Source organism: Devosia sp. (assembly GCF_017307565.1).
Lineage (GTDB): Bacteria > Pseudomonadota > Alphaproteobacteria > Rhizobiales > Devosiaceae > Devosia.
Genome location: NZ_JAFKHD010000313.1, coordinates 1 through 26,659 on the forward strand (window position 1 = coordinate 1; position 26,659 = coordinate 26,659).

General features: G+C 62.1%; 26 protein-coding genes and 2 pseudogenes. 13 read left to right on the forward strand and 15 right to left on the reverse strand.

From position 1 onward, the window contains the following. The 3 genes and pseudogenes from J0I64_RS09905 to J0I64_RS09915 all read left to right on the forward strand — a co-directional run. Positions 1-294: pseudogene (locus J0I64_RS09905) on the forward strand (hypothetical protein); the annotation flags it as partial. 103 nt (positions 295-397) lie between these two features. Further along, the gene (locus tag J0I64_RS09910; RefSeq protein ID WP_291407658.1) at positions 398-1,234 is read left to right on the forward strand and encodes an amidohydrolase family protein; all 837 of its coding nucleotides are present in this window, start codon (positions 398-400) and stop codon (positions 1,232-1,234) included. A gap of 63 nt (positions 1,235-1,297) precedes the next feature. Continuing rightward, positions 1,298-2,281 carry a zinc-binding alcohol dehydrogenase family protein gene (locus tag J0I64_RS09915; protein WP_291407708.1) on the forward strand — a complete coding sequence of 328 codons (984 nt, stop codon included), beginning with the start codon at positions 1,298-1,300 and terminating at the stop codon, positions 2,279-2,281. A gap of 49 nt (positions 2,282-2,330) precedes the next feature. On the opposite strand, the gene J0I64_RS09920 is transcribed toward J0I64_RS09915, so the two are convergent. After that, complete coding sequence (locus J0I64_RS09920) at positions 2,331-3,020, reverse strand: FadR/GntR family transcriptional regulator (protein ID WP_291407660.1); 690 nt, start codon at positions 3,018-3,020, stop codon at positions 2,331-2,333. 179 nt (positions 3,021-3,199) lie between these two features. Here J0I64_RS09920 and J0I64_RS09925 point away from each other — a divergent pair, with 179 nt between their 5' ends. The 6 genes from J0I64_RS09925 (at position 3,200) to J0I64_RS09950 (ending at position 10,110) form a co-directional block, all read left to right on the forward strand. Beyond that, positions 3,200-4,753, forward strand: coding sequence for a sugar ABC transporter ATP-binding protein (locus J0I64_RS09925; RefSeq protein ID WP_291407663.1), 1,554 nt, complete (start codon positions 3,200-3,202; stop codon positions 4,751-4,753). An 81-nt stretch (positions 4,754-4,834) separates the two neighbouring features. After that, positions 4,835-5,830, forward strand: coding sequence for an ABC transporter permease (locus J0I64_RS09930; protein ID WP_291407665.1), 996 nt, complete (start codon positions 4,835-4,837; stop codon positions 5,828-5,830). Between the two features lie 89 nt (positions 5,831-5,919). After that, complete coding sequence (locus J0I64_RS09935; protein WP_291407667.1) at positions 5,920-6,867, forward strand: ABC transporter substrate-binding protein; 948 nt, start codon at positions 5,920-5,922, stop codon at positions 6,865-6,867. Between the two features lie 59 nt (positions 6,868-6,926). Beyond that, positions 6,927-7,658, forward strand: a complete 732-nt coding sequence (locus J0I64_RS09940) for an SDR family oxidoreductase (protein ID WP_291407669.1) — start codon at positions 6,927-6,929, stop codon at positions 7,656-7,658. Positions 7,659-7,670: 12 nt separating this feature from the next. Next, positions 7,671-8,960 (forward strand): L-fuconate dehydratase, encoded by a 1,290-nt coding sequence (locus J0I64_RS09945; RefSeq protein ID WP_291407671.1) that lies wholly within the window; start codon positions 7,671-7,673, stop codon positions 8,958-8,960. Positions 8,961-9,066: 106 nt separating this feature from the next. After that, positions 9,067-10,110 (forward strand): HD domain-containing phosphohydrolase, encoded by a 1,044-nt coding sequence (locus J0I64_RS09950; RefSeq protein ID WP_291407673.1) that lies wholly within the window; start codon positions 9,067-9,069, stop codon positions 10,108-10,110. Here the strand turns inward: J0I64_RS09950 and J0I64_RS09955 are convergent. Genes J0I64_RS09955 through J0I64_RS09965 form a run of 3 tightly spaced genes read right to left on the reverse strand, consistent with a single transcriptional unit; the run spans position 10,107 to position 12,977 of the window. Beyond that, complete coding sequence (locus J0I64_RS09955; protein WP_291407675.1) at positions 10,107-10,925, reverse strand: ABC transporter ATP-binding protein; 819 nt, start codon at positions 10,923-10,925, stop codon at positions 10,107-10,109. The two genes, J0I64_RS09950 and J0I64_RS09955, sit on opposite strands and share 4 nt — an antisense overlap. Beyond that, entirely contained in the window at positions 10,918-11,961 is a 1,044-nt protein-coding gene (locus tag J0I64_RS09960; RefSeq protein ID WP_291407677.1) for an iron ABC transporter permease, read from the reverse strand. The genes J0I64_RS09955 and J0I64_RS09960 overlap by 8 nt, the downstream gene beginning before the upstream one ends. Beyond that, positions 11,958-12,977 (reverse strand): iron ABC transporter permease, encoded by a 1,020-nt coding sequence (locus tag J0I64_RS09965; RefSeq protein WP_291407680.1) that lies wholly within the window; start codon positions 12,975-12,977, stop codon positions 11,958-11,960. Before J0I64_RS09965 ends, J0I64_RS09960 begins: the two co-directional genes overlap by 4 nt. Before the next feature lie 99 nt (positions 12,978-13,076). On the opposite strand from J0I64_RS09965, the gene J0I64_RS09970 reads away from it, so the two are divergent. The 3 genes from J0I64_RS09970 (at position 13,077) to J0I64_RS09980 (ending at position 15,958) form a co-directional block, all read left to right on the forward strand. Then, the gene (locus J0I64_RS09970) at positions 13,077-13,988 is read left to right on the forward strand and encodes an iron-siderophore ABC transporter substrate-binding protein (RefSeq protein WP_291407682.1); all 912 of its coding nucleotides are present in this window, start codon (positions 13,077-13,079) and stop codon (positions 13,986-13,988) included. A gap of 22 nt (positions 13,989-14,010) precedes the next feature. Next, positions 14,011-14,919 (forward strand): iron-siderophore ABC transporter substrate-binding protein, encoded by a 909-nt coding sequence (locus J0I64_RS09975; protein WP_291407684.1) that lies wholly within the window; start codon positions 14,011-14,013, stop codon positions 14,917-14,919. Between the two features lie 112 nt (positions 14,920-15,031). After that, a complete protein-coding gene (locus tag J0I64_RS09980) occupies positions 15,032-15,958 on the forward strand; it encodes an iron-siderophore ABC transporter substrate-binding protein (RefSeq protein ID WP_291407685.1) in 927 nt (308 codons plus the stop codon). An 81-nt stretch (positions 15,959-16,039) separates the two neighbouring features. On the opposite strand, the gene blaOXA is transcribed toward J0I64_RS09980, so the two are convergent. The 10 genes and pseudogenes from blaOXA to pcaD form a co-directional block, all read right to left on the reverse strand. Beyond that, entirely contained in the window at positions 16,040-16,852 is an 813-nt protein-coding gene (gene blaOXA, locus J0I64_RS09985) for a class D beta-lactamase (protein WP_291407687.1), read from the reverse strand. Positions 16,853-17,038: 186 nt separating this feature from the next. Further along, a pseudogene (locus J0I64_RS09990) lies at positions 17,039-17,380 on the reverse strand (lytic transglycosylase domain-containing protein); the annotation flags it as partial. Between the two features lie 426 nt (positions 17,381-17,806). After that, on the reverse strand, positions 17,807-19,009 hold the full coding sequence (gene pcaF / locus J0I64_RS09995; protein WP_291407690.1) for a 3-oxoadipyl-CoA thiolase: 1,203 nt from the start codon (positions 19,007-19,009) through the stop codon (positions 17,807-17,809). A 2-nt stretch (positions 19,010-19,011) separates the two neighbouring features. Then, positions 19,012-19,686 (reverse strand): 3-oxoacid CoA-transferase subunit B, encoded by a 675-nt coding sequence (locus J0I64_RS10000; RefSeq protein WP_291407692.1) that lies wholly within the window; start codon positions 19,684-19,686, stop codon positions 19,012-19,014. Then, positions 19,683-20,405: a 3-oxoacid CoA-transferase subunit A gene (locus J0I64_RS10005; RefSeq protein WP_291407694.1), complete on the reverse strand. Its 723-nt coding sequence runs from the start codon at positions 20,403-20,405 to the stop codon at positions 19,683-19,685. The genes J0I64_RS10000 and J0I64_RS10005 overlap by 4 nt, the downstream gene beginning before the upstream one ends. Before the next feature lie 251 nt (positions 20,406-20,656). Next, a complete protein-coding gene (locus J0I64_RS10010; protein ID WP_291407696.1) occupies positions 20,657-21,688 on the reverse strand; it encodes a 3-carboxy-cis,cis-muconate cycloisomerase in 1,032 nt (343 codons plus the stop codon). A 6-nt stretch (positions 21,689-21,694) separates the two neighbouring features. Then, complete coding sequence (gene pcaG, locus J0I64_RS10015) at positions 21,695-22,303, reverse strand: protocatechuate 3,4-dioxygenase subunit alpha (protein WP_291407698.1); 609 nt, start codon at positions 22,301-22,303, stop codon at positions 21,695-21,697. After that, the gene (gene pcaH, locus J0I64_RS10020) at positions 22,303-23,049 is read right to left on the reverse strand and encodes a protocatechuate 3,4-dioxygenase subunit beta (RefSeq protein ID WP_291407700.1); all 747 of its coding nucleotides are present in this window, start codon (positions 23,047-23,049) and stop codon (positions 22,303-22,305) included. Before pcaH ends, pcaG begins: the two co-directional genes overlap by 1 nt. Further along, on the reverse strand, positions 23,046-23,435 hold the full coding sequence (gene pcaC, locus J0I64_RS10025) for a 4-carboxymuconolactone decarboxylase (protein ID WP_291407701.1): 390 nt from the start codon (positions 23,433-23,435) through the stop codon (positions 23,046-23,048). Before pcaC ends, pcaH begins: the two co-directional genes overlap by 4 nt. After that, positions 23,428-24,222 (reverse strand): 3-oxoadipate enol-lactonase, encoded by a 795-nt coding sequence (pcaD, locus tag J0I64_RS10030; protein ID WP_291407704.1) that lies wholly within the window; start codon positions 24,220-24,222, stop codon positions 23,428-23,430. The genes pcaC and pcaD overlap by 8 nt, the downstream gene beginning before the upstream one ends. Positions 24,223-24,537: 315 nt before the next feature. Between pcaD and pcaQ the strand changes: the two genes are divergently transcribed. Then, positions 24,538-25,449, forward strand: a complete 912-nt coding sequence (gene pcaQ / locus J0I64_RS10035; RefSeq protein ID WP_291407710.1) for a pca operon transcription factor PcaQ — start codon at positions 24,538-24,540, stop codon at positions 25,447-25,449. On the opposite strand, the gene J0I64_RS10040 is transcribed toward pcaQ, so the two are convergent. Further along, positions 25,446-26,659: bifunctional diguanylate cyclase/phosphodiesterase (locus J0I64_RS10040; RefSeq protein ID WP_291407706.1), on the reverse strand; the 1,214-nt coding region annotated here is incomplete at its 5' end. The genes pcaQ and J0I64_RS10040 overlap by 4 nt on opposite strands.

The following is a 26,659-nucleotide window of genomic DNA, read 5'->3' on the forward strand; positions in this document are numbered from 1 at the left end:
GCCAACCTTCCTGGAGCCAACCGGCTCAAGTTCACTCCAGACGGCAAGCATGTTCTGGTATCAAGCGGACCGATCCTGGCTGTTCTGGATGCGAGCACACGCAAGGTGATCAAGCGTATCCCCATCGGGCATGGCTCCGGCGGCGTTCTGGTGCAGCCGGACGGCACGCGGGCGTTTGTCGCCTGCGCCCCGGACAACTATGTCGCGGTCATCGACCTCAAGTCGTTAACCGTGACCGGTCACATCCAGGTCGGCGCCGGACCCGATGGCATGGCCTGGGCGGTTCGTCGTTGATCCGGCTTCTCTCCATGGCGGGTGGAGACCGGCGGGATAAACTGGACTGATATTTATTACGGTACAGTTATCGTTAAACAAATTTATAGAGGAGAAGACAAGAGTGGCTGAGAGGATTGATGCGCACCACCATCTCTGGCGATATTCGCCGGAAGAATATGGTTGGATCGATGACGAGATGGCGACACTGCGGAGGGACTTTTTGCCGCAGGATCTGATGCGCGAGCTAACTGCTGCGAGAATCGACGGCACTATTGCGGTGCAGGCCCGTCAGACGATGGATGAGACGCGCTGGCTGCTGCAGATGGCCGATGAGTGCGAGGCCATTCGCGGTGTAGTGGGTTGGGCTCCGATTGCCGGGGAGGATTTTCCCGGGGTGATGGAGGAGTTCGAGCACCGGCCGAAGCTGAAGGGGCTTCGGCATGTGATTCAGGCGGAGAAGGACGAAAACTATATTCTGCGCGAAGACTTCAACTCGGGGATTCGCACCATGCTCGGCAGCGGTCTGGTCTACGAGATCCTGATCTATGAGCGGCATCTGCCGCAGGCGATTGATTTTGTGGACGAGCATCCAGACCAGCCCTTTGTGTTGGACCACATGGCCAAGCCGCTGATCCGCGAAGCAGCGCTGGAGCCGTGGGCGGCGCGGATGCGCGAGTTGGGCCAACGAGAGAACGTGTGCTGCAAGGTATCGGGAATGGTGACGGAGGCAGACTGGAGCGCGTGGACGCCGGAGTCGCTGCGGCCATATCTCGACGTAGCGGTGGAGGCGTTTGGAGCCGGACGCCTGATGGCCGGATCGGATTGGCCGGTGTGCCTGGTGGCGAGCGGATACGGGCGGTGGTTTGAGGTGTTACGCCAATACTTCGCCGGATTCAGTTCTGACGAGCAGGCCGCCGTCTTTGGCACCACGGCGACTGCCGTGTATGGGTTAGAGTAATTGGTGAAATATTACTTTTCTATTTGAAAAATTTGAGGAGAGTTGTCGATGAGGGCATTTCGCATGGAAGGGCCGGGAGCCGCGGCGGTTCAGGAGGTCCCGGATATCGCAGCAGAGCCGGGCGAGGCTCTGCTGCGAGTGAAGATGGTGGGAATGTGCGGGACCGACCTCAATACATTTCGTGGACGGAATGCGATGGTGACCTTTCCACGCATACCGGGGCACGAGGTGGCAGCCGAGGTAGTGGAAGCTGGAGGCGACCTGGCGGCGGGCACGATGGTGACGATCTCTCCCTACACCAGCTGCGGGAGGTGCCCGTCGTGCCTCCGAGGCCGGGTAAATGCATGCCAGTTCAACGAGACCATGGGCGTGCAGCGCGAAGGCGCCATGATCGGCCGCGTCGTCGTGCCCGCCGAAAAAGTCATTCTGGTCACGGGCCTTTCCCAGCGCGACCTGGCCTTGGTCGAGCCCTGCGCCGTCGGCTTCCACGCCGTCCGCCGCGCTGAACTAAAATCGGGCGAAACCGTCGTCGTCCTCGGCTGCGGCATGATCGGCCTCGGCGTCATTCTTGGCGCCCTGCGCCAGGGCGCCAAGGTCATCGCCATCGATCTCAGCGACGCCAAACTGGACGTCGCCAAAAAACTCGGCGCCCACGAGACCATCAATGCCTCGACCGATGTGAAGTCCCGCGTCGCGGAACTGACGGGGGAGGGCCCCGATGTCGTCGTTGAGGCCGTCGGCGCCGAAGCTACCTTCCTCCAGGCGGTGGACCTCGTCGCCACAGCCGGCCGCGTGGTCTACATCGGCTACGCCAAAGCCCCCATCGCCTATGAGACGAAATATTTCATCACCAAGGAACTCGACATCCGCGGCTCCCGCAACGCGCTGCGCTCGGACTTTGACGATGTCATCGACGAGTTGCGCAAGCGCCCCGATGCGGGCGATTTGATCGTTACGCGCACCGCAAGCTTGGATGAGGCCGCCGAAGCCCTCGCCGATTGGCACGCACGGCCGGGCGATTTCACGAAGATCCTGGTGAAATTCTAGGCCCCAGGGCCGCCTTCATCTTCCATCATCGAGCGGCTTGGGTTGGAAACTAATCCCAGGCCTTCAGCATCGCTGCCGTAACGAAGTCGAGATGCGCCGCCATGGCCTTGCGCGCGGCATCGGCATTGCCGGCGACAATCGCCCCGACGATCTTGCCGTGATCTTCCAGAATGTGCTCCCGCACCTCCGAGATGGCCGCCAGGTGCTCGTGGAACTTGGTATCTACCTCTTCCGAGCGTGAATTCCACAATTGGTCCAGCATTTCGCGCAGCACCGAATTGCCCGAGCCCTCGGCAATGGTCACATGCAGCGTCCGGTCGCTCTCGGAAGACCAGAGATTCTTGCCGGTCTCGGCTTGCATGCGGCGAATGGTTTCGGCCAGCCGCGCCATGCCCTCGGGCGAAATGTTCTGGCTCGCGAGCGCGGCGGCTTCCGGCTCAAGAAGCCGGCGCACCTGCATGATTTCGATGGGCGAGTGGCCTTCATCGGGCAGGGCGCTGCGCTTGCTCTGGTCGCGCACAAAGGCGCCGACGCCGACCCGCACTTCCACAAAGCCCGCCACTTCAAGCGCAATCAGCGCCTCGCGCACCGTGGGCCGCGAAACCCCCAGGCTCACCGCCAGATCGCGTTCCGACGGCAATTGCCGGCCCGGCTCGACCGCCCCGGCCTGGATCTGGTCCCGGATCTGGTCGGCGATCTGAATATAGAGTTTGCGATTGGATACGGCCTGAAGCTTCATTCTCGTCCTCAGGGTGCGCTGAGCGTCTCCCCTTCTCAGAAAAATCCATAGCGCCCCATGGCGTTTCTGTCTACTGGTCTGACCACTTGACAGCCTGATCGTTTTGCCATTCACTCCCCTCGCATCGCCAGGGCAGCTCCGCACGAACGGATTTGCCACGCGTATCGGGAGGACTTTTCATGGCTGGGCATTCTGGGTCGGCATCCGTCGCGGGTGCGCCGGCGCTGGTCGAAATGACCGATATCGACAAGTCCTTCCCCGGCGTTCGTGCTCTTGCCAAGGCGCAGTTCCAGCTGCTGCCCGGCGAAGTCCACGCCCTCATGGGCGAAAACGGCGCTGGCAAGTCGACGCTGATGAAGATTCTTTCCGGCGTTTACACTCGCGATGCCGGCACAGTGCTGCTCGATGGTCAGCCAGTGGAGATCACCTCGCCGCGTCAGGCGCAGGACCTGGGCGTCGGCATCATCCATCAGGAACTGGCGCTGATGCGCGACCTGACCGCGGCGCAGAACATTTTCATCGGCCGCGAACCGCGCCGCTTCGGCATTTTAGACGAAGGCCAGCTCAACCGCGACACGGCCGCCATCTTCGCCTCGATGAACCTCAAGCTTGAGCCGACAGTAAAGGTCGAAACCCTGACCATCGCCAAGCAGCAGATGGTCGAAATCGCCAAGGCGCTGTCCTATCGCTCGCGCGTCCTCATTATGGATGAGCCGACTGCGGCACTGAACGACGCTGAGATCGCCGAGCTTTTCACCATCATCAACCGTCTCAAGGCCGAGGGCGTGGGCGTCGTCTACATCTCGCACAAGATGGACGAGATCAAACGCATCTCCGACCGCGTCACCGTCATGCGCGATGGCGAATATGTCGGCACGGTTCCTGCCGCCGATACGCCGATCGAAACCATCATCTCCATGATGGTGGGCCGCACGCTCACCAACGAAGCCCTCGTCATCCCCAACACCGCCGATGCCCCGGTTGCCCTCGAGGTCAAAAACCTCAATCGGGGCCGTGAAATCCGCGATGTCAGTTTCTCGGTGAAAAAGGGCGAAATACTCGGCTTTGCCGGCCTCATGGGCGCCGGCCGCACCGAAGTCGCCCGCGCCATCTTTGGCGCCGACCGGCGCGAGAGCGGCGAAATCTGGGTCCATGGCAAGCGCGTCGGCATCGCCTCGCCCAAGGACGCGGTTGAAGCCGGCATTGGCTATCTCTCGGAAGACCGCAAGCACTTTGGTCTCGCGACCGGGCTCGACGTTCGCAACAATATCGCGCTCGCGAGCCTTGATCGGTTCACCGGCGTCGGTGGCGTGCTCGATGAAGCCAAGATGGAGAAGGAAGCCGTCGGCTACATCAAGCAGCTCGCCATCAAGACCCCCAGCGACACCCAGGAGGCGCGCCTTCTCTCGGGCGGCAATCAGCAGAAGGTGGTCATTGCCAAATGGCTGCTGCGCGATTGCGACATTCTCATTTTCGACGAACCCACGCGCGGCATCGATGTCGGCGCCAAGTCCGAAATCTACAAATTGCTCAATGCGCTGGCGGCCGAAGGCAAGGCGATCATCGTGATCTCCTCCGAACTGCCCGAAGTGCTGCGCCTTTCCCACCGTATCGCCGTGATGTGCGAGGGGCGCCTCACCGGCATGTTGCCCGGCGGCGCGAGCCAGGAAGAAATCATGCGTCTGGCAACCCAGCGCCAGAGCAGCGTGGCGGAGGTTCGTCATGCAAGTTGAACGGCTGGCCTTTCTTCACCTCTCCCTTGGGGGAGAGGTCGGCGCAAGAGTCGCGACAATCAGTTTGAAGGGCAGAACAAAATGACCGACACCGCAGCCCCCGCAGCAAAATCAGGCCCCCGTATTTCCGGCGCCTTCCACCGGCTGCTTGCCTTTTCGGGTCTCATCGCCCTGGTCGTCGCCTTCTCGTTGGCTTCGCCCAATTTCATGCAGACCCAGAATATCCTGGCCATCCTGCAGGCGACCTCGGTCAATGGCGTCCTCGCCATCGCGGCAACGCTGGTCATCATCACCGGCGGTATCGACCTTTCTCTCGGCACGCTCATGACCTTCTGCGCCGTCCTTGCCGGCGTCATCCTCACCTATCTCGGCCTGCCGCTGCCGCTGGGCGTCATCGGGGCGATCCTTGCCGGTGCGGCCAGCGGTCTCATCTCCGGCACTGTCGTGGCCAAATTGAAGGTGCCGCCCTTCATTGCCACCCTCGGCATGATGCTGATCCTCAAGGGTCTGTCGCTGGTGATCTCGGGCACCCGCCCGATCTATTTCAACGACACGCCGGGCTTCAATCAGATTGCCCTGGGCTCCGTCGTCGGCCAGATCATTCCCGCGGTGCCGGTGCCAAATGGCGTCCTGGTTCTCTTCGCCGTAGCGCTGATTGCGTCTTTCGTCCTGAGCAAGACTGCGCTCGGCCGCTACACCTTTGCCCTCGGCTCCAATGAAGAGGCTGTCCGTCTCTCCGGCGTCAATGTCGATCGCTGGAAGATCGGCGTCTATGCACTAGCCGGCGGCATTGTCGGCGTCGCCGGCGTGCTCATCGCCAGCCGTCTCAATTCGGCCCAGCCAGCTCTCGGCCAGGGCTATGAGCTCGACGCCATCGCGGCCGTGGTCATCGGCGGTACCTCGCTTTCGGGCGGTCGCGGCACCGTGCTCGGCACGCTGATCGGCGCCCTCATCATTTCCGTGCTGGCCAATGGCCTGCGCATCCTTTCGGTGGCCCAGGAATGGCAGACGGTGGTGACCGGCTGCATCATCATCCTGGCTGTCTATGCCGACATACTGCGGCGCCGCACACTTTAGGCGCCGGTTCTGCCTGTGCCCCGCGGGGCACCAACAACAAGGCCTTAGCAATGCCTGATACTTTCAACGCAGCATGTGGGAGGAAAACCATGCTCAACCGTCGCACCCTGCTCGGCGCCTTCAGCGCTCTTGCAATGCTTGCCGCATCCAACGGCCCGGCATTCGCTCAGGACAACTACGATATCGCCCTGATCTCTAAGGGCTTCCAGCACCAGTTCTGGCAGGCAGTGAAGGCCGGTGCTGACAAGGCTGCTGCCGAATTCGGCGTCAAAGTCACCTTTGAAGGCCCGGAAAGCGAAACCCAGGTCGACCGCCAGATGGATATGCTGGCCGCCGCCCTGTCGCGCAAGCCCAGTGCCATCGGCTTTGCCGCTCTCGATAGCCAGGCAGCCATTCCGCTGCTGCAGCAGGCCAAGGATGCCGGCATCCCGATCATCGCCTTCGACTCTGGCGTCGATAGCGACATCCCGCTGACCACGGCAACCACCGACAACGTTGCTGCCTCCGCTCTGGCGGCCGACAAGATGGCGGAACTGATCGGTGGCGAAGGCAAGGTTGCGGTCGTTGCACACTCGCAGACCAGCCGCACCGGCATCGACCGCGTTGACGGCTTCGTCAACCGCATCAAGGAAGCCTATCCCAAGATCGAACTGGTCACGGTTCAGTACGGCGATGGCGACCAGCTCGCTTCGACCGAAATCACCAAGTCGATCCTGCTCGCCAATCCGGATCTCAAGGGCATTTTCGGCACCAACGAAGGCTCGGCCATCGGCGTTGCCAATGGCAAGCAGGAACTGGGTTCCAACATCGTCGTCATCGGTTTCGACTCGGGTGCGGCTCAGAAGGGCATGATCACCTCGGGCGTGATGAACGGCGCCATCACCCAGAACCCAGTCGGCATCGGTTATGAAACCGTCAAGGCCGCCATCGATGCGCTCAAGGGCGAAACCCTGCCCAAGGTCATCGACACCGGCTTCTATTACTACGACGCCACCAACATCAACGACCCCAAGATCGCGGCCGTTCTCTACGACTAAGACTTTCACCGGCCGGGCGGCCTTCCGTCGCCCGGCTTTCTTCCTCTCGGGATAAAACTATGGCCGACCTCAACGGAAAGATCGTCTTCATCACCGCCGCTGCCCAGGGCATCGGTCAGGCTTCCGCCCTTGCCTTTGCCAGGGCCGGCGCCAAGGTGATCGCAACCGACATCAACGAAGCCAAGCTGCGCGAACTCGACGGCACGCCGGGGATCACGACGCGTCTGCTCGACGTTCTTTCCGATGAGGCCGTCACCAAGGCGGTCGCCGAGATCGGCCGCATCGACGTGCTCTTCAATTGCGCCGGCGTGGTCCATAACGGCACCCTGCTCGAAATGAGCGACAAGGACCTCGATTTCGCACTCGATCTCAACGTCCGGGCCCAGGTCCGCACCATCAAGGCCATCCTGCCCCAGATGCTCGAGCGCAAGGACGGCGCCATCATCAACATGGCAACGGTCGCCTCCTCGATCAAAGGCGTGCCCAACCGTGCCGCCTACACCATTTCCAAGGCGGCCGTGATCGGCCTGACAAAATCCATCGCCTCGGACTACACGACCAGCAATATCCGCGTGAACGCCATCTGCCCCGGCACGGTAGAATCCCCGAGCCTTCATGACCGCTGGCACGCCACCGGCGATTTCGAGGGCGCGAAGAAGGCCTTCATTGCCCGCCAACCCATCGGCCGCATCGCGCGTCCCGATGAAGTCGCCGACCTCGCCGTATACCTCGCCGGCGCCACCTACACGACCGGCCAGGTCCATATCATCGACGGCGGCTGGACGGCCTGAGGGAGCAACACCATGACCAAGATCACCACCCTGACCACCCACGATCTGCGCTTCCCCACTTCGGCCTCGCTCGACGGGTCCGACGCGATGAATCCGGATCCCGACTACTCGGCCGCCTATGTCGTTCTCGGCACCGATGGCGATCTCGAAGGCCACGGGCTCACCTTCACCATCGGCCGTGGCAATGAAGTGGTCTGCGCCGCCATCGCCGCGCTGACCGATCGTGTTACGGGTCTCGATCTCGACTGGGTCGAGGAAAATCCCGGCCGCTTCTGGCGCCACATCACCGGCGACAGCCAGCTGCGCTGGATCGGCCCCGACAAGGGCGCCATGCACCTAGCAACCGGCGCCGTCGTCAACGCCGTTTGGGATCTTCTCGCCAAGCGCGCGGGCAAACCGGTCTGGCTCTATGTCGCCGAAATGAGCCCCGAACAGCTCGTTTCAATCATCGATTTCCGCTACCTCACCGACGCCATCACGCCCGAAGAAGCGCTCGCTATCTTCAAGGCGGCTGAACCGGGCAAGGCCGAGCGCATCGCAAAACTGCGCGCCGAAGGCTATTCCTGCTACACGACCTCGGCCGGCTGGCTCGGCTATTCCAACGAAAAGCTGACCCGCCTTGCGACCGAAGCGGTCCAAGAAGGCTTTACCCACATCAAGATGAAGGTCGGCCGCGACCTCGCCGACGATATTCGCCGCCTCGAAATCGTCCGCTCCATCATGGGGCCGGATCGCTACCTGATGATCGACGCCAACCAGGTCTGGGAAGTCGACCAGGCCATCGCCTGGGTCAATGAACTCAAGCGCTTCAATCCCTATTTCATCGAAGAGCCGACCAGCCCCGACGACATCGAAGGCCATCGCAAGATTCGCGACGCCATCGCACCGGTAAAGGTGGCGACCGGCGAAATGTGCCAGAACCGCATCATCTTCAAGCAGTTCATCACCCGCGATGCCATTGACGTCGTCCAGATCGACGCCTGCCGCATCGGCGGCCTCAACGAAGTTCTGTCAGTCCTGCTGATGGCCGCCAAATACAAAAAGGCGGTGTGGCCCCATGCCGGCGGCGTTGGACTCTGCGAATATGTGCAGCATCTCTCGATGATCGACTATCTCGTCGTCTCGGGCAGCAAGGACGGCCGCGTGATCGAATATGTCGATCACCTGCACGAGCATTTCATCGATCCCTGTGTGATCAAGAACGCCGCCTACATGCCACCGGAACTGCCCGGTTTCTCGATTGAAATGAAGCCCGCATCCATCGCCGGCAACAAATTTATTGCCCCGGTAAAGGGGCAATAAACCATCGGGAAGAGTCCAGCTAAATGCATGTAGTACATTAAGTTTCGCATAAGGGCTGACCAATAGTATCGCCCCTGCAATTATGCCGGGGGGCGATATTGTGTATGTGCTGATCGTAGACGACAGCAGGTCGAGCCTTGCGCTGCTGGGCTCGATCATTCGAGAAATAGTGGGTGATGGCATAGATTTATGCCTGAACCCGATTGAGGCGCTCAAGCTATGTGAGGAGCGTCAATACGATCTGCTGCTTGTCGACCATATCATGCCGGAAATGGATGGTATGGCCTTCATCGAGGCTCTGCGCGCCCGCGAGAATTATCGCACCGTGCCGATCGTCATGGTCACTTCGGACGTCGACAAGGCTATTCGCATCGAGGCCATCGGCGTCGGCGCAAATGATTTCCTGACAAAGCCCTTCGATCCGGTCGAGCTCAAGGCCCGCGTCACCAATCTCCTGGCCCTGCGCAATGCGCAGCTCGAACTGGCCGACCACGCCAATCGGCTGGCCCGGGAGGTGGAAAAGGCCACGATGCATCTTCTGGCTCGTGAGGAAGAGATCATCTGGCGTTTGGCTCGCGCTATCGAATACCGCGACGGCGACACCGGCGAGCACGTCTCTCGTGTTGCCCAGATCAGCCAGATCATCGGCCAGGGGCTGGGCTTCTCGCCCGAGCGTTGCCGCATGATCTATCTCGCGGCCCCGCTGCACGATATCGGTAAGATCGCCATTGCAGACGCCATTCTGTCCAAGCCGGGAAAACTGACACCGGAAGAAATGGCGATCATGCGCGAACACGTCACGATCGGTGCTCGCATTCTTGCCGAAGCCGATAGCGATCTCATCCGTACCGCGGAACTGATCGCCCAGAGCCATCATGAAAAGTGGGACGGCACCGGCTATCCTGATCGACTGTCAGGCAAGGACATCCCCATCGAGGCCCGCATTGTTGCGCTGGCCGACGTGTTCGATGCGCTTTGCTCCGAACGTCCCTACAAGCGTGCCTGGTCGCTCGAAGAGGCTTGTGCCGAAATCGTTCGTTGCTCGGGCACCCATTTCGACCCGGCCTGCGTTGCTGCGTTTCAGGAGCGCTGGTACGAAATCAGCGCGCTGATGGGCTGCGACGCCCCACAATTGGCCGCAAGCGCCTAGGCTCGTTCTTGAACTGCCGCGCGGGCCCGCCCGCGCGGAATGCAGATCGGCCGTCCATGCACCGGATCGGTCATGATCGCCGCGTCGACCTCGAACACCTCGGCCAGCAGTTCAGGCTTCATCAGCTCTTCGGGTTGTCCCAGCGCCCGCACGCGTCCTTCATGCACGAAGACGAGCTGGTCGGCATAGCGCGCGGCGAGATTAAGATCGTGCAGCACCAGCACGATGGTACGCCCGTCTTCCCGGTTGAGCTGCGACACGAGATCGAGGCAATCGAGCTGGTGCGCCATGTCGAGATGGTTCACCGGCTCATCAAGGCAAATGACATCGGTTTCCTGCGCCAGCACCATGGCAATCCAGGCGCGCTGCAATTGCCCGCCCGAAAGCGAGCCGATGCGCCGCGTCTTGAGCCCGGTCACACCCGTTCCAGCCATGGCGCGATTGACGGCAACCCCGTCCTTTTCGCTCCAGGGCTGCAGCATGGCCTGGTGCGGATAGCGCCCCAGTCGCACCAGCTCTTCCACCGTCATATCAGGCGGAGCCGATGGGTTCTGCGCCAGAAGTCCGATCTGCCGGGCCAGCTCCTTGGCGCCGAGCGAAGCAATATCGACCGCGTCGAGAAAGATCTGCCCCTTCTGGCCCGTGTGCAGCCGCCGTATGGCGCGGAGCAGGGTGCTCTTGCCGCAGCCATTGGGCCCGGCCAGAACCGTCACCTTGCCGCGCGGAATGGGCAGGCTCAGTGCATCGAGCACCGTCTCATGACCATACATCAGCGTGAGGTCGCGGACCTCGATGCGGCTCGGAACGTCAGCCATTGGTCTTGTCCTTGCGCATGAGAAGGAAGAGGAAATAGGGCGCCCCGACAATGGCGGTCACCGTGCCCGCGGGCACTTCGAGCGGGGTAAAGGCGACGCGCACCAACAGATCCGCGCCGATCAGCATCATCGCCCCGAGTAGGCAAGAGGCGACGATCCCGGCAAAGCGTGCGCGCCCGACGAGCAGCCGCGCCAGATGCGGCGCAATCAGCCCGAGAAAACCGACGCCGCCCACGAAGGCCACGGCAATCGAGGTCAGCACCGCCGCCACGAAAAACACGGCGATGCGGTAAACCGGCAGGTTGAGCCCGATGCTGCGGGAGGAAACATCGTCGAGATCGGCCGGCGGCAGGTCCTTGGCGAGCCAGGCGGCAACGATCACCGTCGGCACGAGGCAAAGCGCCATGATCTGGATTTCGCTCCAGGAAATGGCGTTGACCGCGCCGGCAAGCCAGCGGGCCGCCTGTGCTGCCTGATAGATCGGACCCACCAGCATGAACACGGTCGTCAGCGCCTTGGCGACGGCCGCAATGGCAATGCCGAACAGCAGCAGCCGAATGGCCGAGGACGATTGCCGCCCCGAAAGAATGAAAACCAGCGAAATCGCTGTTAGCGCGCCAATGGCCGCGGCCAGCGGTTGCCAGGCGACCGGCACGGTCAGGGCATTGGACTCGTTGGAAAAGATCGCGAGGAACAGTACGACCCCGAGCGCTGCGCCATCGACGACCCCCAGCACACCGGGCGAAGCCAGTTCATTGCGGGTGATGCGCTGCAGCAGATAGCCGGAAAAGGCGATTGCCGCCCCGGCAATGCCGGCCGCCGCCACGCGCGGCATGCGCAATTGCCAGACGACCAGCTTTTCCGTCTTTTCCCCGCCGCCGAGGATCACCCGCGCCACCTTTTCGAGCGGCAACCAGGTCGAGCCGAAGGCGATCCCGGCTAAGACCAGCAGCACGAACAGCGCCAGGATGATCAGGACAATGGCCGAAATACCAAGTCGGCGCCCGGCGGGCGCAGCAATAGCGAGCGTGCTCATGCAGCCCTCCGCATCAGGAGGACGAGCAGGACGATGGCCCCGACCACGGCGGTGATCGCACCCACCGGTGCTTCGACCGGATAAATGACAAAGCGCGCCGCCACATCGGCGAGCGTCGTATAGACCGCCCCAAACAGGGCCGCCGCCGGCAATTGATGGATATGTCGCAGTCCCACCAGCCGTCGCGCCGCATGCGGTACGACGAGACCGACAAAGGCCACCGGCCCGGCCATCGACACCGCCGCGCCCGTGAGCAGGGCCACGGCGACAAAGGCGAGCCCGCGCACCGCCGCCAGCGGCACGCCGAGCCCCGCGGCAGTTGAATCATCGGCCTGCAGCGCATCGAGCGCGCGCGACAGGCTGAGCCCGATTACGGTCCCGACGACCACCACCGGCAGCCCATTGTAAAAGAGCGCAATCGGCCGATCGACAAAGGCGCCGGAAAGCCAGAACAGCAATTGTTGCAACTGCGCTTCGTTGCTGGTGAGAAGCACTTCTACAAAGGCATGGGAGAGGCTGGCAAAGGTCACGCCCACCAGCACGATCTTGAGCGGCGACAACCCGCCCGCGCTCGCTGCCACGCCAAAGACGACGATGGCGGTGACAAAGGCGCCAAACGCTGCCGCCAGCGACAGCCCGGCCAGCGACTGCACACCAAGAAGGATGCTCGCCACCACCACGGCCAGTGATGCGCCCGCATTGAGCCCCAGCGTATCGGGCGAGGCGATGCGGTTGCGCGACAGCGTCTGCACCATCACCCCGGCCATGCCCAACGCGGCCCCGGCAAGCGGCGCAATCAGCGCGCGCGGCAGCCGCAGCCCGGCAATCACTACGGCCGTTTCCGACCCGTCATGGGCAAAAAGCGCCATCCAGACCTGGTCGAGGGAGTAGATTTTATAACCCAGCGTCAGGCTCATCAGCATGGAAAGGGCAAGCAGGACAACGAGCCCGGCATAGATCTGCGGCCGCCCAAACCGCCACCCCTGTGCCTCCGACATAACCAATGTGGATGCCACGCCTGCCTCGTATAGTTGATATTGACAGTCAAATTAAATTCTGACTGTTTGCACCCATCCAATTTCTGACGTTTGATGTCAAGAAAAGAGAGGGTCGTTGTGAAGTCTCTTTACGTGCTGCTCGCGCCGCTCGCCCTGGCCGGGCTGATGGGGACTGCTACTGCCCGCGAAATCACCCATGCCATGGGCACGACCGAGGTGCCGGATGCCCCGCAGCGCGTCGTGGTTCTGACCAACGAAGGCAATGAGGCGCTGCTCGCCGTCGGTGTCGTCCCGGTCGGCGCCGTCGAAAGCTGGAAGGGCAATCCCTGGTACGACTACCTGATGCCGCAGATGCAGGGGGCTGCCTTGCTCGGCACCGAGGGTGAGCCCAATCTCGAGCTGATCGCCAGCCTCGAACCCGACCTGATCCTCGGCAGCAAGGTGCGCCAGGAAAAGGTCTACGAGCAGCTTTCCGCCATCGCTCCAACCGTGATGACCGAGACCCTCGGCGCCCCCTGGAAGGAAAATCTCGCGGTCTACGCCGATGCCGTCGGCAAGTCGGCCGAAGGCGAGGCCGCGCTTTCGGCGTTTGACAATCGCATCACCGCCATCCGCCAGGCCCTCGGCACGTCGGTTAAAGACACCGCCTCCCTCGTGCGCGTGTCGCCCGCGCGCACCCGCATGTATTTGAAAGCGTCGTTCCCCGGCGCCATCTTCGCCGCCATCGGTTTCCAGCGTCCCACGCCGCAGGACAAGGATGGCTTTGCCGAAGACCTGACCAAGGAACGCATCCCCGAACTCGCCGCCACCCGCATCTTCTATTTCTCGCCCGATCCCTCGGACGCGGAAGCCGAAGCCAATCTCGCCGACTGGACCGCCGATCCGCTCTGGCTTGGTCTCGATGCGGTCAAGGCGGGCCGGGCGACCCGCGTTGATGACGCCACCTGGATCGCCGCCGGCGGCATCTTCGCAGCCAATATCGTTCTCGATGACATCGAGGCCACCTACGGCCTCGCCTCAACCCGCTAATTTTCTAAAAGGAGCTCCTCCCTTGTTCCGCACCCTTGTTGCTGCCCTCGCCAGCGCTGCCCTGCTCAGCGCCCCGGCCTTTGCCCGTGAAATCACCCACGCCATGGGCGTGACGGACGTGCCGGACCACCCGCAGCGCATCGTCGTGCTGACCAATGAAGGCACCGAAGCCCTCCTCGCCGTCGGCATCAAGCCGGTCGGCGCGGTCAAATCCTTCGCCGGCAATCCCTGGTGGGATCACATCGCCGCCGACATGACCGATGTTGTCGTCGTCGGCGAAGAGTCGGCCGTGAACCTCGAAGTTCTGCTCTCGCTCGAGCCCGACCTGATCCTGGGCAACAAGATGCGCCACGAAAAGATCTACGAGCAGCTTTCCGCCATCGCCCCGACCGTCGTCTCCGAACGCCTGCGCGGCGACTGGAAGATCAACATGGCGCTCTATACCGATGCCGCCGGCAAGGGCGACGAAGGCAAGGCCGCGCTCGCCAAGTATGACGGGCGCATCGCGGCTCTCCACGATGCGCTCGGCGCCTCGCTCGATGAAAAGATCTCCATCGCGCGCTTCATGTCGGGCCAGACCCGCATCATGCTGAAAGACAGCTTCTCCGGTCTCGCCCTCTCCGAACTCGGCTTCCAGCGTCCGGCCAATCAGGACAAGGACGATTTCATGCAGGAGATCACCAAGGAGCGCATCCCCGAATTCGAGGGCGACCGCCTGTTCTACTTCACCTACGAAACCGGCAATGGCGAAGGCGATGGCCAGGCCAAGGACTGGCTGGCCGATCCGCTCTGGAACAATCTCGCCGTGGTCAAGGCTGGCAAGGTCCACGCCGTCTCCGACGCCACCTGGAACACCGCCGGCGGCTATATCGCGGCCAACCTGATGCTCGACGACATCGAAAAGATCTACGGCATCACCAGCACGCGCTGATTTCTTCCAACTCGGCTGTCACCCCGGCCTTCGCCGGGATGTCAGCCGGTGGATGGGGCGGTTTTGCCTGCCCTTCCAACTGACCTCTGGTTCCAAAAAACGGAAAAGCGTCATGTTCTCTCTCCGCTCCACCTCTGCGGCTCTTGTCGCCATCGTCGCCGCCAGCGCGCTCGTCGCCCCGGCCTTCGCCCGCGAAGTCACCCACGCCATGGGGACAACCGAAGTGCCCGACGCTCCGCAGCGGGTCGTCATCCTGACCAATGAAGGCACCGAAGCCCTGCTCGCCCTTGGCGTGCGGCCCGTCGGCGCGGCCCAGAGCTGGGACGGCAATCCCTGGCACGCCCACCTCACCGATCTCCTCAAGGGCACGACCGATCTTGGCACCGAACTCGCCGTCGATCTCGAAGTGCTGGCGACCCTCGAACCCGATCTGATCATCGGTACGAAAGTGCGCCAGGAAAAGATCTACGAGCAGCTTTCGGCCATTGCCCCCACGGTGATGAGCGAAACCATCGGCGGCGAATGGCAGGACAACATGACCTTCTACGCCAGCGTCCTCGGCAAGGATGCGGAAGCGGAAACCGCGCTCGCCGCGTTCAACGCGCGCACCAAGGCCATCCACGATGCGCTCGGCGACCAGGTCAACGAAGAGATCTCCATGGTCCGGTTCTCGCCCAACCGCACCCGCATCTACTACAAGGAAACTTTTAGCGGCCTGATCCTCGACCAGATCGGCTTCAAGCGCCCGGCCGCCCAGGACAAGAACGAGTTTGCCGAGGAAGTGACCAAGGAACGCATCCCCGACATGGCCGGCGATCGCATCTTCTACTTCTCGAACGACCTCAATGGCGCCGAGCCCGAAGCCAATCTCGCCGACTGGCTGGCCGATCCGCTCTGGAACAATCTCGAAGCGGTAAAGGCCGGCAAGGCCCAGCGCGTCAGCGAAATCATCTGGAACACCGGCGGTGGCATCTACTCCGCCCACCTGATGCTCGATGACATCGAAAAGATCTACGGCCTCGACAGCACGCGCAAGTAGTTTGCCCCGGCTGTCACCCCCTCCCCCCCCCTTGATGGGGGAGGTCGGGAGGGGGTGGAGCCTCACGCTCAGCGCAAAAGACTAAAGCCCCAGCCCCGCAACCAACCCAGCCCAATCCGCCACCAGCTTATCCCGCGCCCTCAACCCGCCACTCACCTGGTGCCGCTGCTCATCCTGCGCCAACCGCACGAAAACCAGTCGCCGATCCCCCTTTTCGGCCCAACCGACATACCAGCCCCAACCACGCGCCCGATCCAGATTGCCATCCGCCTGCCGCGGATAGGCCGAGCCGGTCTTGCCCTGCAGCACCCAGCCAGCGCTGCTCCCGCCCTGCTGCACGATGTCCATCGTCCCAGTCATCACCGCAGCCGAAATTGGCAGCTTTCCATCGACCAGCGCCGCGACAAACCCCGCCTGTTCCAGTGGCGAAATTTTCAGCGACGACGAAATCCACGATCGTTCGAGTCCATTATTCTTGCCGGGATCGCCGGAAAAGTCGGCATTCCCGTAGCCAAACTTCTGCGCATAGGCCGTCAGCTTTTCCGCGCCGAGCATCTCGGCCAGCCGCTGCGAATACCAAACCGTGGAATTGGCCATCCATATTGTCGGGTCGGTATCTCGGCGCCAGCTCTCCCCGCCCCAATCGGCATAGCCTTCCTTGAACGGCAGTTTCGGTTCATGCGCCGAGGTGATGATGCCCGCATCATACGCCATCACCGCCAGCGCCACCTTGAAGGTCGAGGCCGGTGTCACCCGTGTTTCGCAGTCACCCTCCTGGTGCAGCACGGTGCGGGTCGCCGCATCGGCAATGAGCGTACAAATGTCTCGCGCCTGCGTCGGAGCAGCCAAGGCAAAAACACCCGTCAGGGCGACGGCCAAAACAGAAAATCGCACAAAAATCTCCCCCGGCACCTCTGACCGCCGGCCAGTTCTCACGCCCCACAGCGTCGCAATTGTGACGCTCAGCCATAAGCCGTCGTCACCACCGGGCTTGTCCCGGTGGTCCATGCCAAGTCGAGGTGGATTGCCGGGATAAGCCCGTCAATAACAATAGGAGTTGAAGTCGTGAGAAAGGGGGCCCTAGCGGAGCCCAGCCTTTTCAAGCAGGCCCTGACGCTTGGCGTCATAATAATAGCCGCTGGCATAGAGCTCCATGGCGCGGTCATGATTGCCGCCCGCGGTCACGAAGGCACCAGCAAGGTATCGCACGGCAAAGCGCAGATTGGTTTCCGCATCGAGAAGGCCTGAAGCCTCGCCCGAAAAACCCATGCCGCGCGCGGTGGCGTAGCTGATCTGCATCAGGCCATAGTAGGGCCCGTTGCGCGCAGCGGGATTGTAGCCGCTTTCCTTGTTGATCACCCGGCGCACCAGATTTTCCGGCACGCTATATTGCGTCGAATAATGCGAAATCAGCCCATCGAGCGAACCGCGTTCGCTTTCTGCAAAGCCGAGCAGCAGGTCCGAACCTGCGCGCGGCACATTGACGGCCTTGGGCACATGGCCCGCCGGCGTCGGCATAGCTTCGACCGGAGCAGCGGCAGCAATGGCGGCAGAGGCCGATTTATTGCCCGGCAACGGCTTGATCCCGGCAAAGGAGCAGCCCGAGACGATGACCGCCAGCGCCAAAAGTCCCGCCAGAGGTATGGCCCGTGCCGTCATGCCTTCGTCCTTTTGCGGATGCTTCAAATGCGGCACTAAGCCCAAATCGCGGCGCCTTGATGGCAGAACAATGTCCCGGCGCCGCGCAAGCATATTGTGATCGTTATGCCGGCTTCTGCCGTCAAAAGGTTTACGATTCCTTACCGCAAATGCTTCTGTGATGAAAGCAAGTCTATCGAGACCGCGCGCCTAGACCCGCTCAAGCCCCACGGCAATACCCTGGCCGACCCCGATACACATGGTCGCCAGCGCCCTTTTCTTGCCTGTAAGAGCAAGCTCCAGCGCAGCCGTTCCGGTGATGCGCGCGCCGCTCATCCCCAGCGGATGCCCCAGCGCAATCGCTCCGCCATTGGGGTTCACCCGCGGATCGTCCTCGGCAAGGCCAAGGTCGCGCAACACGGCAATGCCCTGGCTCGCAAAAGCCTCGTTGAGCTCGATCACATCGAAATCGCCCGCCGAAAGTTTTAGCCGCGCAAAGAGCTTCTTGCTCGCTGGCGCCGGCCCCATGCCCATGATCCGCGGCGCGACGCCCGCAGTGGCGCCACCCAGAATGCGCGCAATCGGGGTCAGTCCATAGCGCTTTGCCGCCGCCTCCGAAGCAATGATCAGTGCCGCGGCCCCATCATTCACCCCCGAGGCATTGCCCGCCGTAACCGTCCCATTGGGAAAAAGGGTCCGCAGCTTTGCCAGCGTCTCCACAGTCGTCCCGGCGCGCGGATGTTCATCCGCATCGACGACAACCGGATCCCCCTTCTTCTGCGCGATGGAGACCTCAACGATCTCCTTGCCCAGCCGTCCGCTCTGTTGCGCTGCGACGGCTTTGTCCTGACTGCGCACCGCAAAGGCGTCCTGCGCCTCGCGCGACACGCCAAATTCCTGCGCCACGTTCTCGCCGGTCTCGGGCATGGAATCGACGCCATAAAGCGCCTTCATCGCCGGATTGACAAAACGCCAGCCGATGGTCGTGTCATAAATCTCCGCATTGCGCGAAAACGCCGTCTCCGCCTTAGGCAGCACAAACGGCGCCCGCGACATGCTCTCGGTGCCGCCGGCAATCACAAGCTCAGCTTCCCCAGCCTTGATCGCCCGCGCCGCCGCAATCACCGCATCCATGCCGGAGCCACAAAGCCGGTTGATCGTCGTCCCCGTCACGCCCACCGGCAGTCCGGCAAGCAGCAGGCTCATCCGCGCAACATTGCGATTGTCCTCGCCCGCCTGATTGGCATTGCCAAAGATGACGTCGTCGACCGCATCCCAATCGACGCCGGCGTGCTCCGCCATCAACGCTTTGAGCGGAACAGCGCCGAGATCATCCGGCCGCACAGCGGACAACGACCCACCAAACCGCCCGATGGGCGTGCGCTTGTAAGCGCAGATAAAAGCCTCGGTCATTTTTACGAAACCTCCGGCGCTACGAGGTCGCCAATCACATCGGGCAGCATCAGTTCTGCCCCCGTCACCGCCTGCAATTCCTCGACACTCATCGACGGCAACTTTTCGCGCAGCACAAAGCGACCGTGCTCGATATCGATGACCGCGAGGCTCGAATAAACCCGCGTCACGCATCCCACGCCTGTCAGCGGCAGCGTGCAGCGCTTCACCAGCTTTGGCTTTCCGTCCTTGGTCACATGGTCGGTGATCACGGCGACGCGCTTGGCCCCATGCACCAGATCCATCGCCCCGCCCACGGCCGGTACACCCTTCGGCCCGGTCGACCAATTGGCCAGATCACCATTTTCCGCGACCTCATAAGTACCAAGGATCGCCACATCCAAGTGCCCGCCACGCACCATGCCAAAGCTGTCGGCATGATGGAAAAACGCCGCGCCGGGCTTTAGCGTAATCGCTTTCTTCCCCGCATTGATCAGGTCCCAGTCTTCCTCACCCGCCGAGGGCGCCTCGCCAAAATTCAGCACACCGTTCTCGGTATGGAAAATGGCCTGCCGCCCCGGCGGCTGGAACTTTGCGACCATTTCGGGAAAGCCGATGCCAAGATTCACATAGGCACCGTCAGCGATGTCCTGCGCCGCGCGCCAGGCAATCTGCGCGTTGGAAAGTTTTTGGCTCATGCGTAAGCCACTCCATCGCGCATCAGGGCTTCTTCCTGTTTGGCATCGGCCACTTCCACCACGCGGTTCACAAAAATCCCGGGTGTGACGACTTGCTCGGGATCGATCTCCCCCGGCGCCACAATTTTCGTCGCCTGAACGATCGTCAGCTTCGCCGCCGCCGCCATCAGCGGCGAAAAATTCCGCGCCGCCTTGCGATAGGTGAGGTTCCCCATCGTATCGGCCAGCTCCGCCTTGATCAGCGCCGCATCGGCCTTCAGCCAACGCTCCTGCACATAGCTCTTGCCATCGAACTCGGCGACCGGCTTGCCCTTGGCCACATCCGTCCCAAAACTCGCCGGCGTATAAAAAGCCGGAATGCCCGCGCCACCCGCGCGAATGCGCTCGGCGAGCGTGCCTTGCGGCACCAGCTCCAACGCAATTTCGCCCGCGAGATATTTTTCCGTAAAAGCCCGCGGATCAGCCGAGCGCGGAAACGAGCACACCATTTTGCTCACCATCCCCGCATCGATCATCGCGGCAATGCCAATCCGCCCATTGCCCGCGTTATTATTGACCACGGTCAGATTTTTCGGGCTCCCCGTCGCCTTGAACCGATCAATCAGCGCATGAATAAGCTCAATGGGCGCGCCCGAGCCGCCAAACCCACCCACCATCAGCACCATGCCATCCTCAATCCCCGCTACAGCAGCGGCGAGATCGGGCACTGTCTTGTCCATTGTCTTGTCCTTTCGGCTGGGGCCAAGAGCATGTTTGCCATCGGAAACCAGCGGACGGAAATGAAATGGTAGGGATGATGTATAGATTGAGGGTTATGATAAATCGGCAAATCCGCGCGAAATGCGGCCGAATTGGTCAAAATCTATAACTGAATTGTCGCTTCTTCCACAGTGTCATCCCCGCGAAAGCGGGGATCTCCGTTTCAACAGGGATTCCCGCTTTCGCGGGAATGACACCGTGGGAGGGCGCCTCAAGCGATCCGGATCTGCTCAACCAGCCTCTGCGCCAGCCGCAAACTCGCCCCGGTCGACACCAGCATCTGCGGCAGCGTCAGCCATTCGAGCGTCCACGCCGCGCCGGAACGCTCGTTCTCATGCACCAGCGCCTGATTGAGCGTTCCCGAAAGTCCCGCCACCTGCCGCGCCAGCGCCACCAGCACTTCCGCATTAACCGGATTGCTCTTGTGCGCCATGGCCGAAGACCCCCCGCCGCCTTCCAGCGTCATGGCCGCGACCTCGTTCTGCGTCAACAGCGCCACGTCGGCGCCCATCTTCCCGAGCGTCCCGGCAATCAGCGCCAAGAGATTTCCGAGCGCCGCAATCGGATCGCGCTGCGCCTGCCACGGCGTCGCCAATCCCAGATCAAGCCGCTTCGCCATGCCGGCCGCAATCGCGTCGCCAAAACCCTCAAAACTGCCGCGATCCCCAACCGGCCCGCCAAGCTGAATGACAAGCAGGCTGCGCCGCATTCCGCTGAGCGCACGCAGATGCCGCTGCAAAGGCTCGCCCCAACTTGCCAGCTTCGCGCCCCAAGTCGTCCGCAGCGCCACCTGCATCCGCGTATGAGCCATCAGCGTCGTGTCGCCATGCAAATGCGCCAGCTCTTCCAGCGCCGCGAAAAGCGAGGAAAGTCGCGTCTCATAGACGCCAAGCACCTTTGCCACCTGCAACATCAGCGCCGTATCAATGACATCCTGGCTCGTCGCGCCTTTATGCAGGGCAGGGCGGTGCTCCTCCGCCAGATGGCGTTTCAACTGCTTCACCAGCGCCGGCACAACGACGCTATCGCGCGCCATACCCGCAGCCAACTCCGCCCAATCCGGCGCAAAGTTCTCCGTTGCCGCAGCGATAGCGCCTGCCGCCTCGGCAGACACAAACCCGCAATCCGCACTCGCCTCCGCCAGCGCCCGCTCAAAGGCCAGCATGGCCCCAAGCTGCGCCTCGTCCGACAGCAGGTCTTCGATTTCCGGGTCGCCCGTCAGGGCAGAGAGGAGGGCGGTCATGTCAGCCTAAATATCAAAAAACACCGTCTCCTTCTCCCCCTGGAGATGGATATCGAGGTGATAGCGCCCCGCGCCGTCCTTCCGCGCAATCAGCGTCTGCCGCCGGCGCTTGTCCATGATCTTGTTGAGCACGAAGTCGCCTTCGTTGTCCTCGTCCTCAAAGTAGAGCCGCGTCTGCAGCCCGATATTGATGCCCCGCGCCACGATCCACAGCGACACATGAGGCGCCATCGGCTTTCCATCCGGACCCGCCACACGCCCCGGCTTGATGGTCTCGAAAATGGTGATGCCGTTCGCGTCCGAGGCCTGCCGTCCCCAGCCGGTAAAAGCCGGCACGGAATTGGAATTGGGCGCCGTCGGCGAAACGAAACTGCCGCTCGCATCGGCCTGCCAGATTTCCACCAGCCCATCGCTAAGCGGCACACCCGCACCATCGATCAGTCGAATGGACAGCGTAATCCGCTCGCCCTCAACCTCGCCATGGATCATGGTCGAGCCCATATCGGCGGCATAGACCCCCGGAAGGTCGCAAAAATTCGGCGTCATGCCGATATGCACGTAGGGGCCTGCCGTCTGCGACGGGCTTTCCTTCAGCGTCGGGATGGGATGCAGCATCAGTTCCCCTCCAGCTTGTTTTCAAACATGGTGGAACGCCGGCCGCGCAGCACGATATCGAAGCGATAGGCCAGCGCATCCATTGGCGTCGTATTGTGCCGGTCAAGCCGCGCGGTAAGCTGGTCGATCGCCGCCTTGTCGTTGATCGTCGCGACGATCGGGCACTGCCAGATCATCGGATCGCCCTCGAAATACATCTGCGTAATCAGTCGCTGCGCAAAGGCATGGCCGAAAACGGAAAAATGGATATGCGCCGGCCGCCAGTCATTGCCGCCATTGGGCCAGGGATAAGCACCCGGCTTCACGGTGCGGAACGAATAAAACCCGTTCTCGTCGGTCACCGCGCGCCCAAACCCCGCAAAATTGGGGTCGAGCGCCGCGAGATAGGCTTCCTTCTTGTGCCGATAGCGCCCCCCGGCATTGGCCTGCCAGAATTCCACCAGCGTGCCGGGCACGGCGCGCGCATTCTCGTCGAGCACTTGCCCATAAACGATCATCCGCTGCCCGATGGCTTCCGTGCCATCCTGGCTGAAATTACGGATCAGATCATTGTCGAGCGGTCCAAGCCTTTCGTGCCCAAAGGTCGGCCCTGTCATTTCCGACTTGGTCGGCCCTAGCGCTAAGAGACTGTGCTTGGGCGCGCGAAAGGTCGTGCTCTTATATCCCGGCGTATCCGCCGCCGGATGCCAGGCGCGGTCGCGCTGATAAAGAACACCATCGGCGCCGGGGAGAATAATGCCGCTCATTTCGCCGTCTCCTCCCGCTTGGCCAGTTCTTCCCGGGCAATCTTGAACGCCCGATTGGCCGCCGGCACGCCGGCATAAACCGCCACATGCAGCAGCGCTTCTTTGATATCTTCCGGGCTCGCGCCCGTATTTGCAGTAGCGCGCACATGCATCGCCACCTCCTCATCATGGCCCAAGGCGGCCAAGAGGGCGAGCGTGATCATCGAGCGTTCGCGCTTCGTCAGCCCCGGTCGCGACCAAACGGTGCCCCAGGCACCTTCAGTGATAAACTGCTGAAAATCGGCATCGAATTCGGTCATTTTCGCCGCGGCATTGTCCACATGGGCATCGCCCAGAACTGAGCGGCGCGTCGCCATGCCCCGGTCGTAAAGCGTCGTGTCAGCCATGACCGGCCTCCTTGAAAAATTCGAGCATGAGATCAGCCAGTTTCTCAGGCGCCTCGATGGATGGAATGTGTCCCACGCCGGGGAAAACTTCCAATCGCGAACCAGCAATGGAGGCAGCCGTGGCCTCAACCTGCGCCACCGGCATGGCAAGATCCTGCTCGCCGGCAATAAGCAGCGTCGGCAGGGTGATGGCGCTGACCCTGTCCCGCAAATCCGCATCGCGCAGCGTCGCACAGGTCGCCGCATAGCCCTTGGCGTCACATCGCAAGAACATGTTGCGCCACCCGGCCAGCTCCTCCGTCCGCTCGGCGCGAAACTGCGTACTGAACCAGCGTTCCATGATCCCATCGGCAATGGACGCCACGCCGTTTTCCAGCACAGCATTCATCCGCGCCGTCCAAAAGGCATGGTCGCCAGACTTCGCCGCCGAATTGCAGATCACCAGCGCCGTCAATCGCTCGGGCGATCGCAGTGCCGCACCCTGCGTGATCAATCCTCCAATCGACACCCCGCCCAGCGCAAAGCGCTCGATGCCGAGATGATCGACCAATCCAAAAAGGTCATCGAGATGGTCATCCAGCGAATAGTCGCTGTCGGGAATGTCGCTCAGCCCATGTCCGCGCTTGTCATAGGAAACCACGCGATAGCTTTGTGCCAGCCGCGAAATCACCCCGTCCCAGATCCGCGCATCTGTACCGAGCGAATTGGCCAGCACCACCACCGGCGCGTCATCGGGGCCGACAACGCGAAAATGCAGCAGCACGCCATTGATGCGGGCAAAGTTCATGGGGCCTCCCTCTCGAGCGTCGAAAACTGACTCGCCCCGAACTTTCCTTCCATCGTCACCACCGGGCTTGTCCCGGTGGTCCATGCCTTGGCGAAATGGATTGCCGGGACGAGCCCGGCAATGACGACCGTGGATGGTTCGAGATCACTTGAACACACGACGCTCAGTCTCGGTGTAGCCAGCCCAAAACCCCAAGTGAAATGATTAGCTCTGGACGAGTTATAACCTCTGACTTATCGGTTGACCGAAGAAGCGCAGAAAATGCGCCGGGAATAGCCAGTCGCATAACCGGAGGAGCCGCCCGTGGCGCAACGCATCATCGACCCCCGCATAAAGCTGCGCCACATCGCCTGCTTCCTCGAAGTCGCGCGGCTCAGGAGCGTCGTCAACGCCGCCGATGCCCTCAACATTTCCCAGCCCGCCGCCAGCAAGACTATCCAGGAGCTCGAAGAATTTCTGGGCAGCGCGCTGTTCGATCGCTCCCGTCGCAAGCTTTTTCTCACGCCCTTCGGCGAAACCTTTTATCGCTACGCCTCCACCTCCATAGCGGCTCTCCGCCAGGGCATCGACGCCGCCCGCTCCGGCGGCGAGGCGACCACGGTAAAAGTCGGCGCGCTCCCCACGGTCTCCGCACGCATTCTTCCCACGGCGGTAAGCGCCTTCACCGCCGACGATCCCGGCGTCCATACCCGCATCATCACCGGCCCCAACAATTACCTGCTGTCCCTGCTACGCACTGGCGACGTCGATCTCGTCATCGGCCGCATGGCCGAGCCCGATGTGATGATCGGCCTCGCCTTCGAGCATCTCTATTCCGAGCGCGTCGTCATGGTCGTGCGCCCCGACCATCCCCTCCTCAGCGTGCCCGATTTCAACCTCGGCCTCATCGAGCCGTATCAGGTGCTGATGCCCACGCCCGACGCCGTCATTCGCCACCATGTCGACCGCATGCTGCTGGCCCACGGCATTTCCAACATCCGCGACGAAGTCGAAACCGTCTCCAACGCTTTTGGCCGCTCCTATGTCCGCCAGACCGATGCCATCTGGATCATTTCCGAAGGCGTGGTCGCCAAGGATGTCGAAGAAAATCAGCTTGCTTTGCTGCCCGTCGATACCAGCGAAACCACTGGCCCCGTTGGTTTTACCACGCGCGCCGACACGATTCCGACGCTCGCCGCCACGGCCTTGATGCAAGCCATCCGCAATGTCGCGGCGAGCTTTCGTTAGGCTCGCCGCTTGGCGTCGAGCGACACGACATTCTTTGCCTGCGGGCCGGCGACTTCGCCGGGGTGGCCAAAGTAATAACCCTGGGCATGGGTGCAGCCGTCAGCCGCAATCATGTCCTGCTGTTTCTTGCTTTCGACACCCTCGGCCAGCACTGCAACATTGATGTTGCGACCAAGGTCCGCAATGGAGCGGACAATAGCGCGTGCGTGCTTGTCCTCGCTCATGGCGGCGATGAAACTGCGGTCGATCTTGATCTTGTCGAACGGGAAGGTGCGCAGATTGCTGAGGGAAGAATAGCCCGTGCCAAAATCGTCGATGACGATCCGCACCCCACGCGCCTTCAGCGCATGCAGCGTGTGCTGAGAAAGCGCTTCGTCCTGCAGCAGCACGGACTCGGTGATCTCCAATTCCAGTCGATCAGCAGCAAGTCCGGTTTCCTGCAACACGGCGAAAACCCGCTCGGCGAAATTGCGGCGGCGGAACTGAACGGCCGAAACATTGACGGCCAAGCACAGGTCTTCTGGCCATTGCGCCGCCGAGCGGCAGGCCGAGCGCAGAACCCATTCGCCCATCGCGTTGATCGCACCGCTTTCCTCGGCGATGGGAATGAAGACCGAGGGCGGGACCTCTCCCAGTTCTGGATGGGTCCAGCGCAGCAGCGCCTCGTAACCAACGATCGCACCTGTTTCCGCCTTTACCAGCGGCTGGAAAGCAGTGCGCAATTGCTTGCGGCGGACCGCCTGGCGCAGTTCGGCCTCCATCCGCCGTCGCTCGCGCTGCTCCTGATCCATTTCCGTTGAATAGCTGGCCGTTGTTCCCCTGCCAGAAGACTTTGCCCGATAGAGCGCGATATCGGCGCAGTGCCGCAGCGCATCTCCGTTCTCGCCGTCGTCGGGATAAAGGGCAATGCCAATGCTCACCCCGACAGACATGGGGTTGGTATGCGGATTGAAATCGCGCCTGAAGGCGCGCTGGATGTTTTTCGCCAGTTGCTCGACCGCCGTGGGCTGGCTTTGTCCGACTTGGACGATGATAAATTCGTCGCCGCCGATGCGGGCGACAGTGTCCACGTCATTGGTGCATTCGCGCAGGATCGCGGCGACTGTCTTCAGTACTTGGTCGCCAGCATTGTGACCGAAAAGGTCGTTCACTGCCTTGAAGCGATCGAGATCGAGTGCCATCACCGCGAGCGAAGCATTGGCACGGCCGG

Coding starts and splice junctions, on each gene's coding strand:
- J0I64_RS09915 (WP_291407708.1), top strand. CDS start 1,298: ATGGAAGGGCCGGGAGCCGCGGCGGTTCAGGAGGTCCCGGATATCGCA.
- J0I64_RS09920 (WP_291407660.1), bottom strand. CDS start 3,020: ATGAAGCTTCAGGCCGTATCCAATCGCAAACTCTATATTCAGATCGCC.
- J0I64_RS09925 (WP_291407663.1), top strand. CDS start 3,200: ATGGCTGGGCATTCTGGGTCGGCATCCGTCGCGGGTGCGCCGGCGCTG.
- J0I64_RS09930 (WP_291407665.1), top strand. CDS start 4,835: ATGACCGACACCGCAGCCCCCGCAGCAAAATCAGGCCCCCGTATTTCC.
- J0I64_RS09935 (WP_291407667.1), top strand. CDS start 5,920: ATGCTCAACCGTCGCACCCTGCTCGGCGCCTTCAGCGCTCTTGCAATG.
- J0I64_RS09940 (WP_291407669.1), top strand. CDS start 6,927: ATGGCCGACCTCAACGGAAAGATCGTCTTCATCACCGCCGCTGCCCAG.
- J0I64_RS09945 (WP_291407671.1), top strand. CDS start 7,671: ATGACCAAGATCACCACCCTGACCACCCACGATCTGCGCTTCCCCACT.
- J0I64_RS09955 (WP_291407675.1), bottom strand. CDS start 10,925: ATGGCTGACGTTCCGAGCCGCATCGAGGTCCGCGACCTCACGCTGATG.
- J0I64_RS09960 (WP_291407677.1), bottom strand. CDS start 11,961: ATGAGCACGCTCGCTATTGCTGCGCCCGCCGGGCGCCGACTTGGTATT.
- J0I64_RS09980 (WP_291407685.1), top strand. CDS start 15,032: ATGTTCTCTCTCCGCTCCACCTCTGCGGCTCTTGTCGCCATCGTCGCC.
- pcaF (WP_291407690.1), bottom strand. CDS start 19,009: ATGACCGAGGCTTTTATCTGCGCTTACAAGCGCACGCCCATCGGGCGG.
- J0I64_RS10000 (WP_291407692.1), bottom strand. CDS start 19,686: ATGAGCCAAAAACTTTCCAACGCGCAGATTGCCTGGCGCGCGGCGCAG.
- J0I64_RS10005 (WP_291407694.1), bottom strand. CDS start 20,405: ATGGACAAGACAGTGCCCGATCTCGCCGCTGCTGTAGCGGGGATTGAG.
- J0I64_RS10010 (WP_291407696.1), bottom strand. CDS start 21,688: ATGACCGCCCTCCTCTCTGCCCTGACGGGCGACCCGGAAATCGAAGAC.
- pcaG (WP_291407698.1), bottom strand. CDS start 22,303: ATGCTGCATCCCATCCCGACGCTGAAGGAAAGCCCGTCGCAGACGGCA.
- pcaH (WP_291407700.1), bottom strand. CDS start 23,049: ATGAGCGGCATTATTCTCCCCGGCGCCGATGGTGTTCTTTATCAGCGC.
- pcaC (WP_291407701.1), bottom strand. CDS start 23,435: ATGGCTGACACGACGCTTTACGACCGGGGCATGGCGACGCGCCGCTCA.
- pcaD (WP_291407704.1), bottom strand. CDS start 24,222: ATGAACTTTGCCCGCATCAATGGCGTGCTGCTGCATTTTCGCGTTGTC.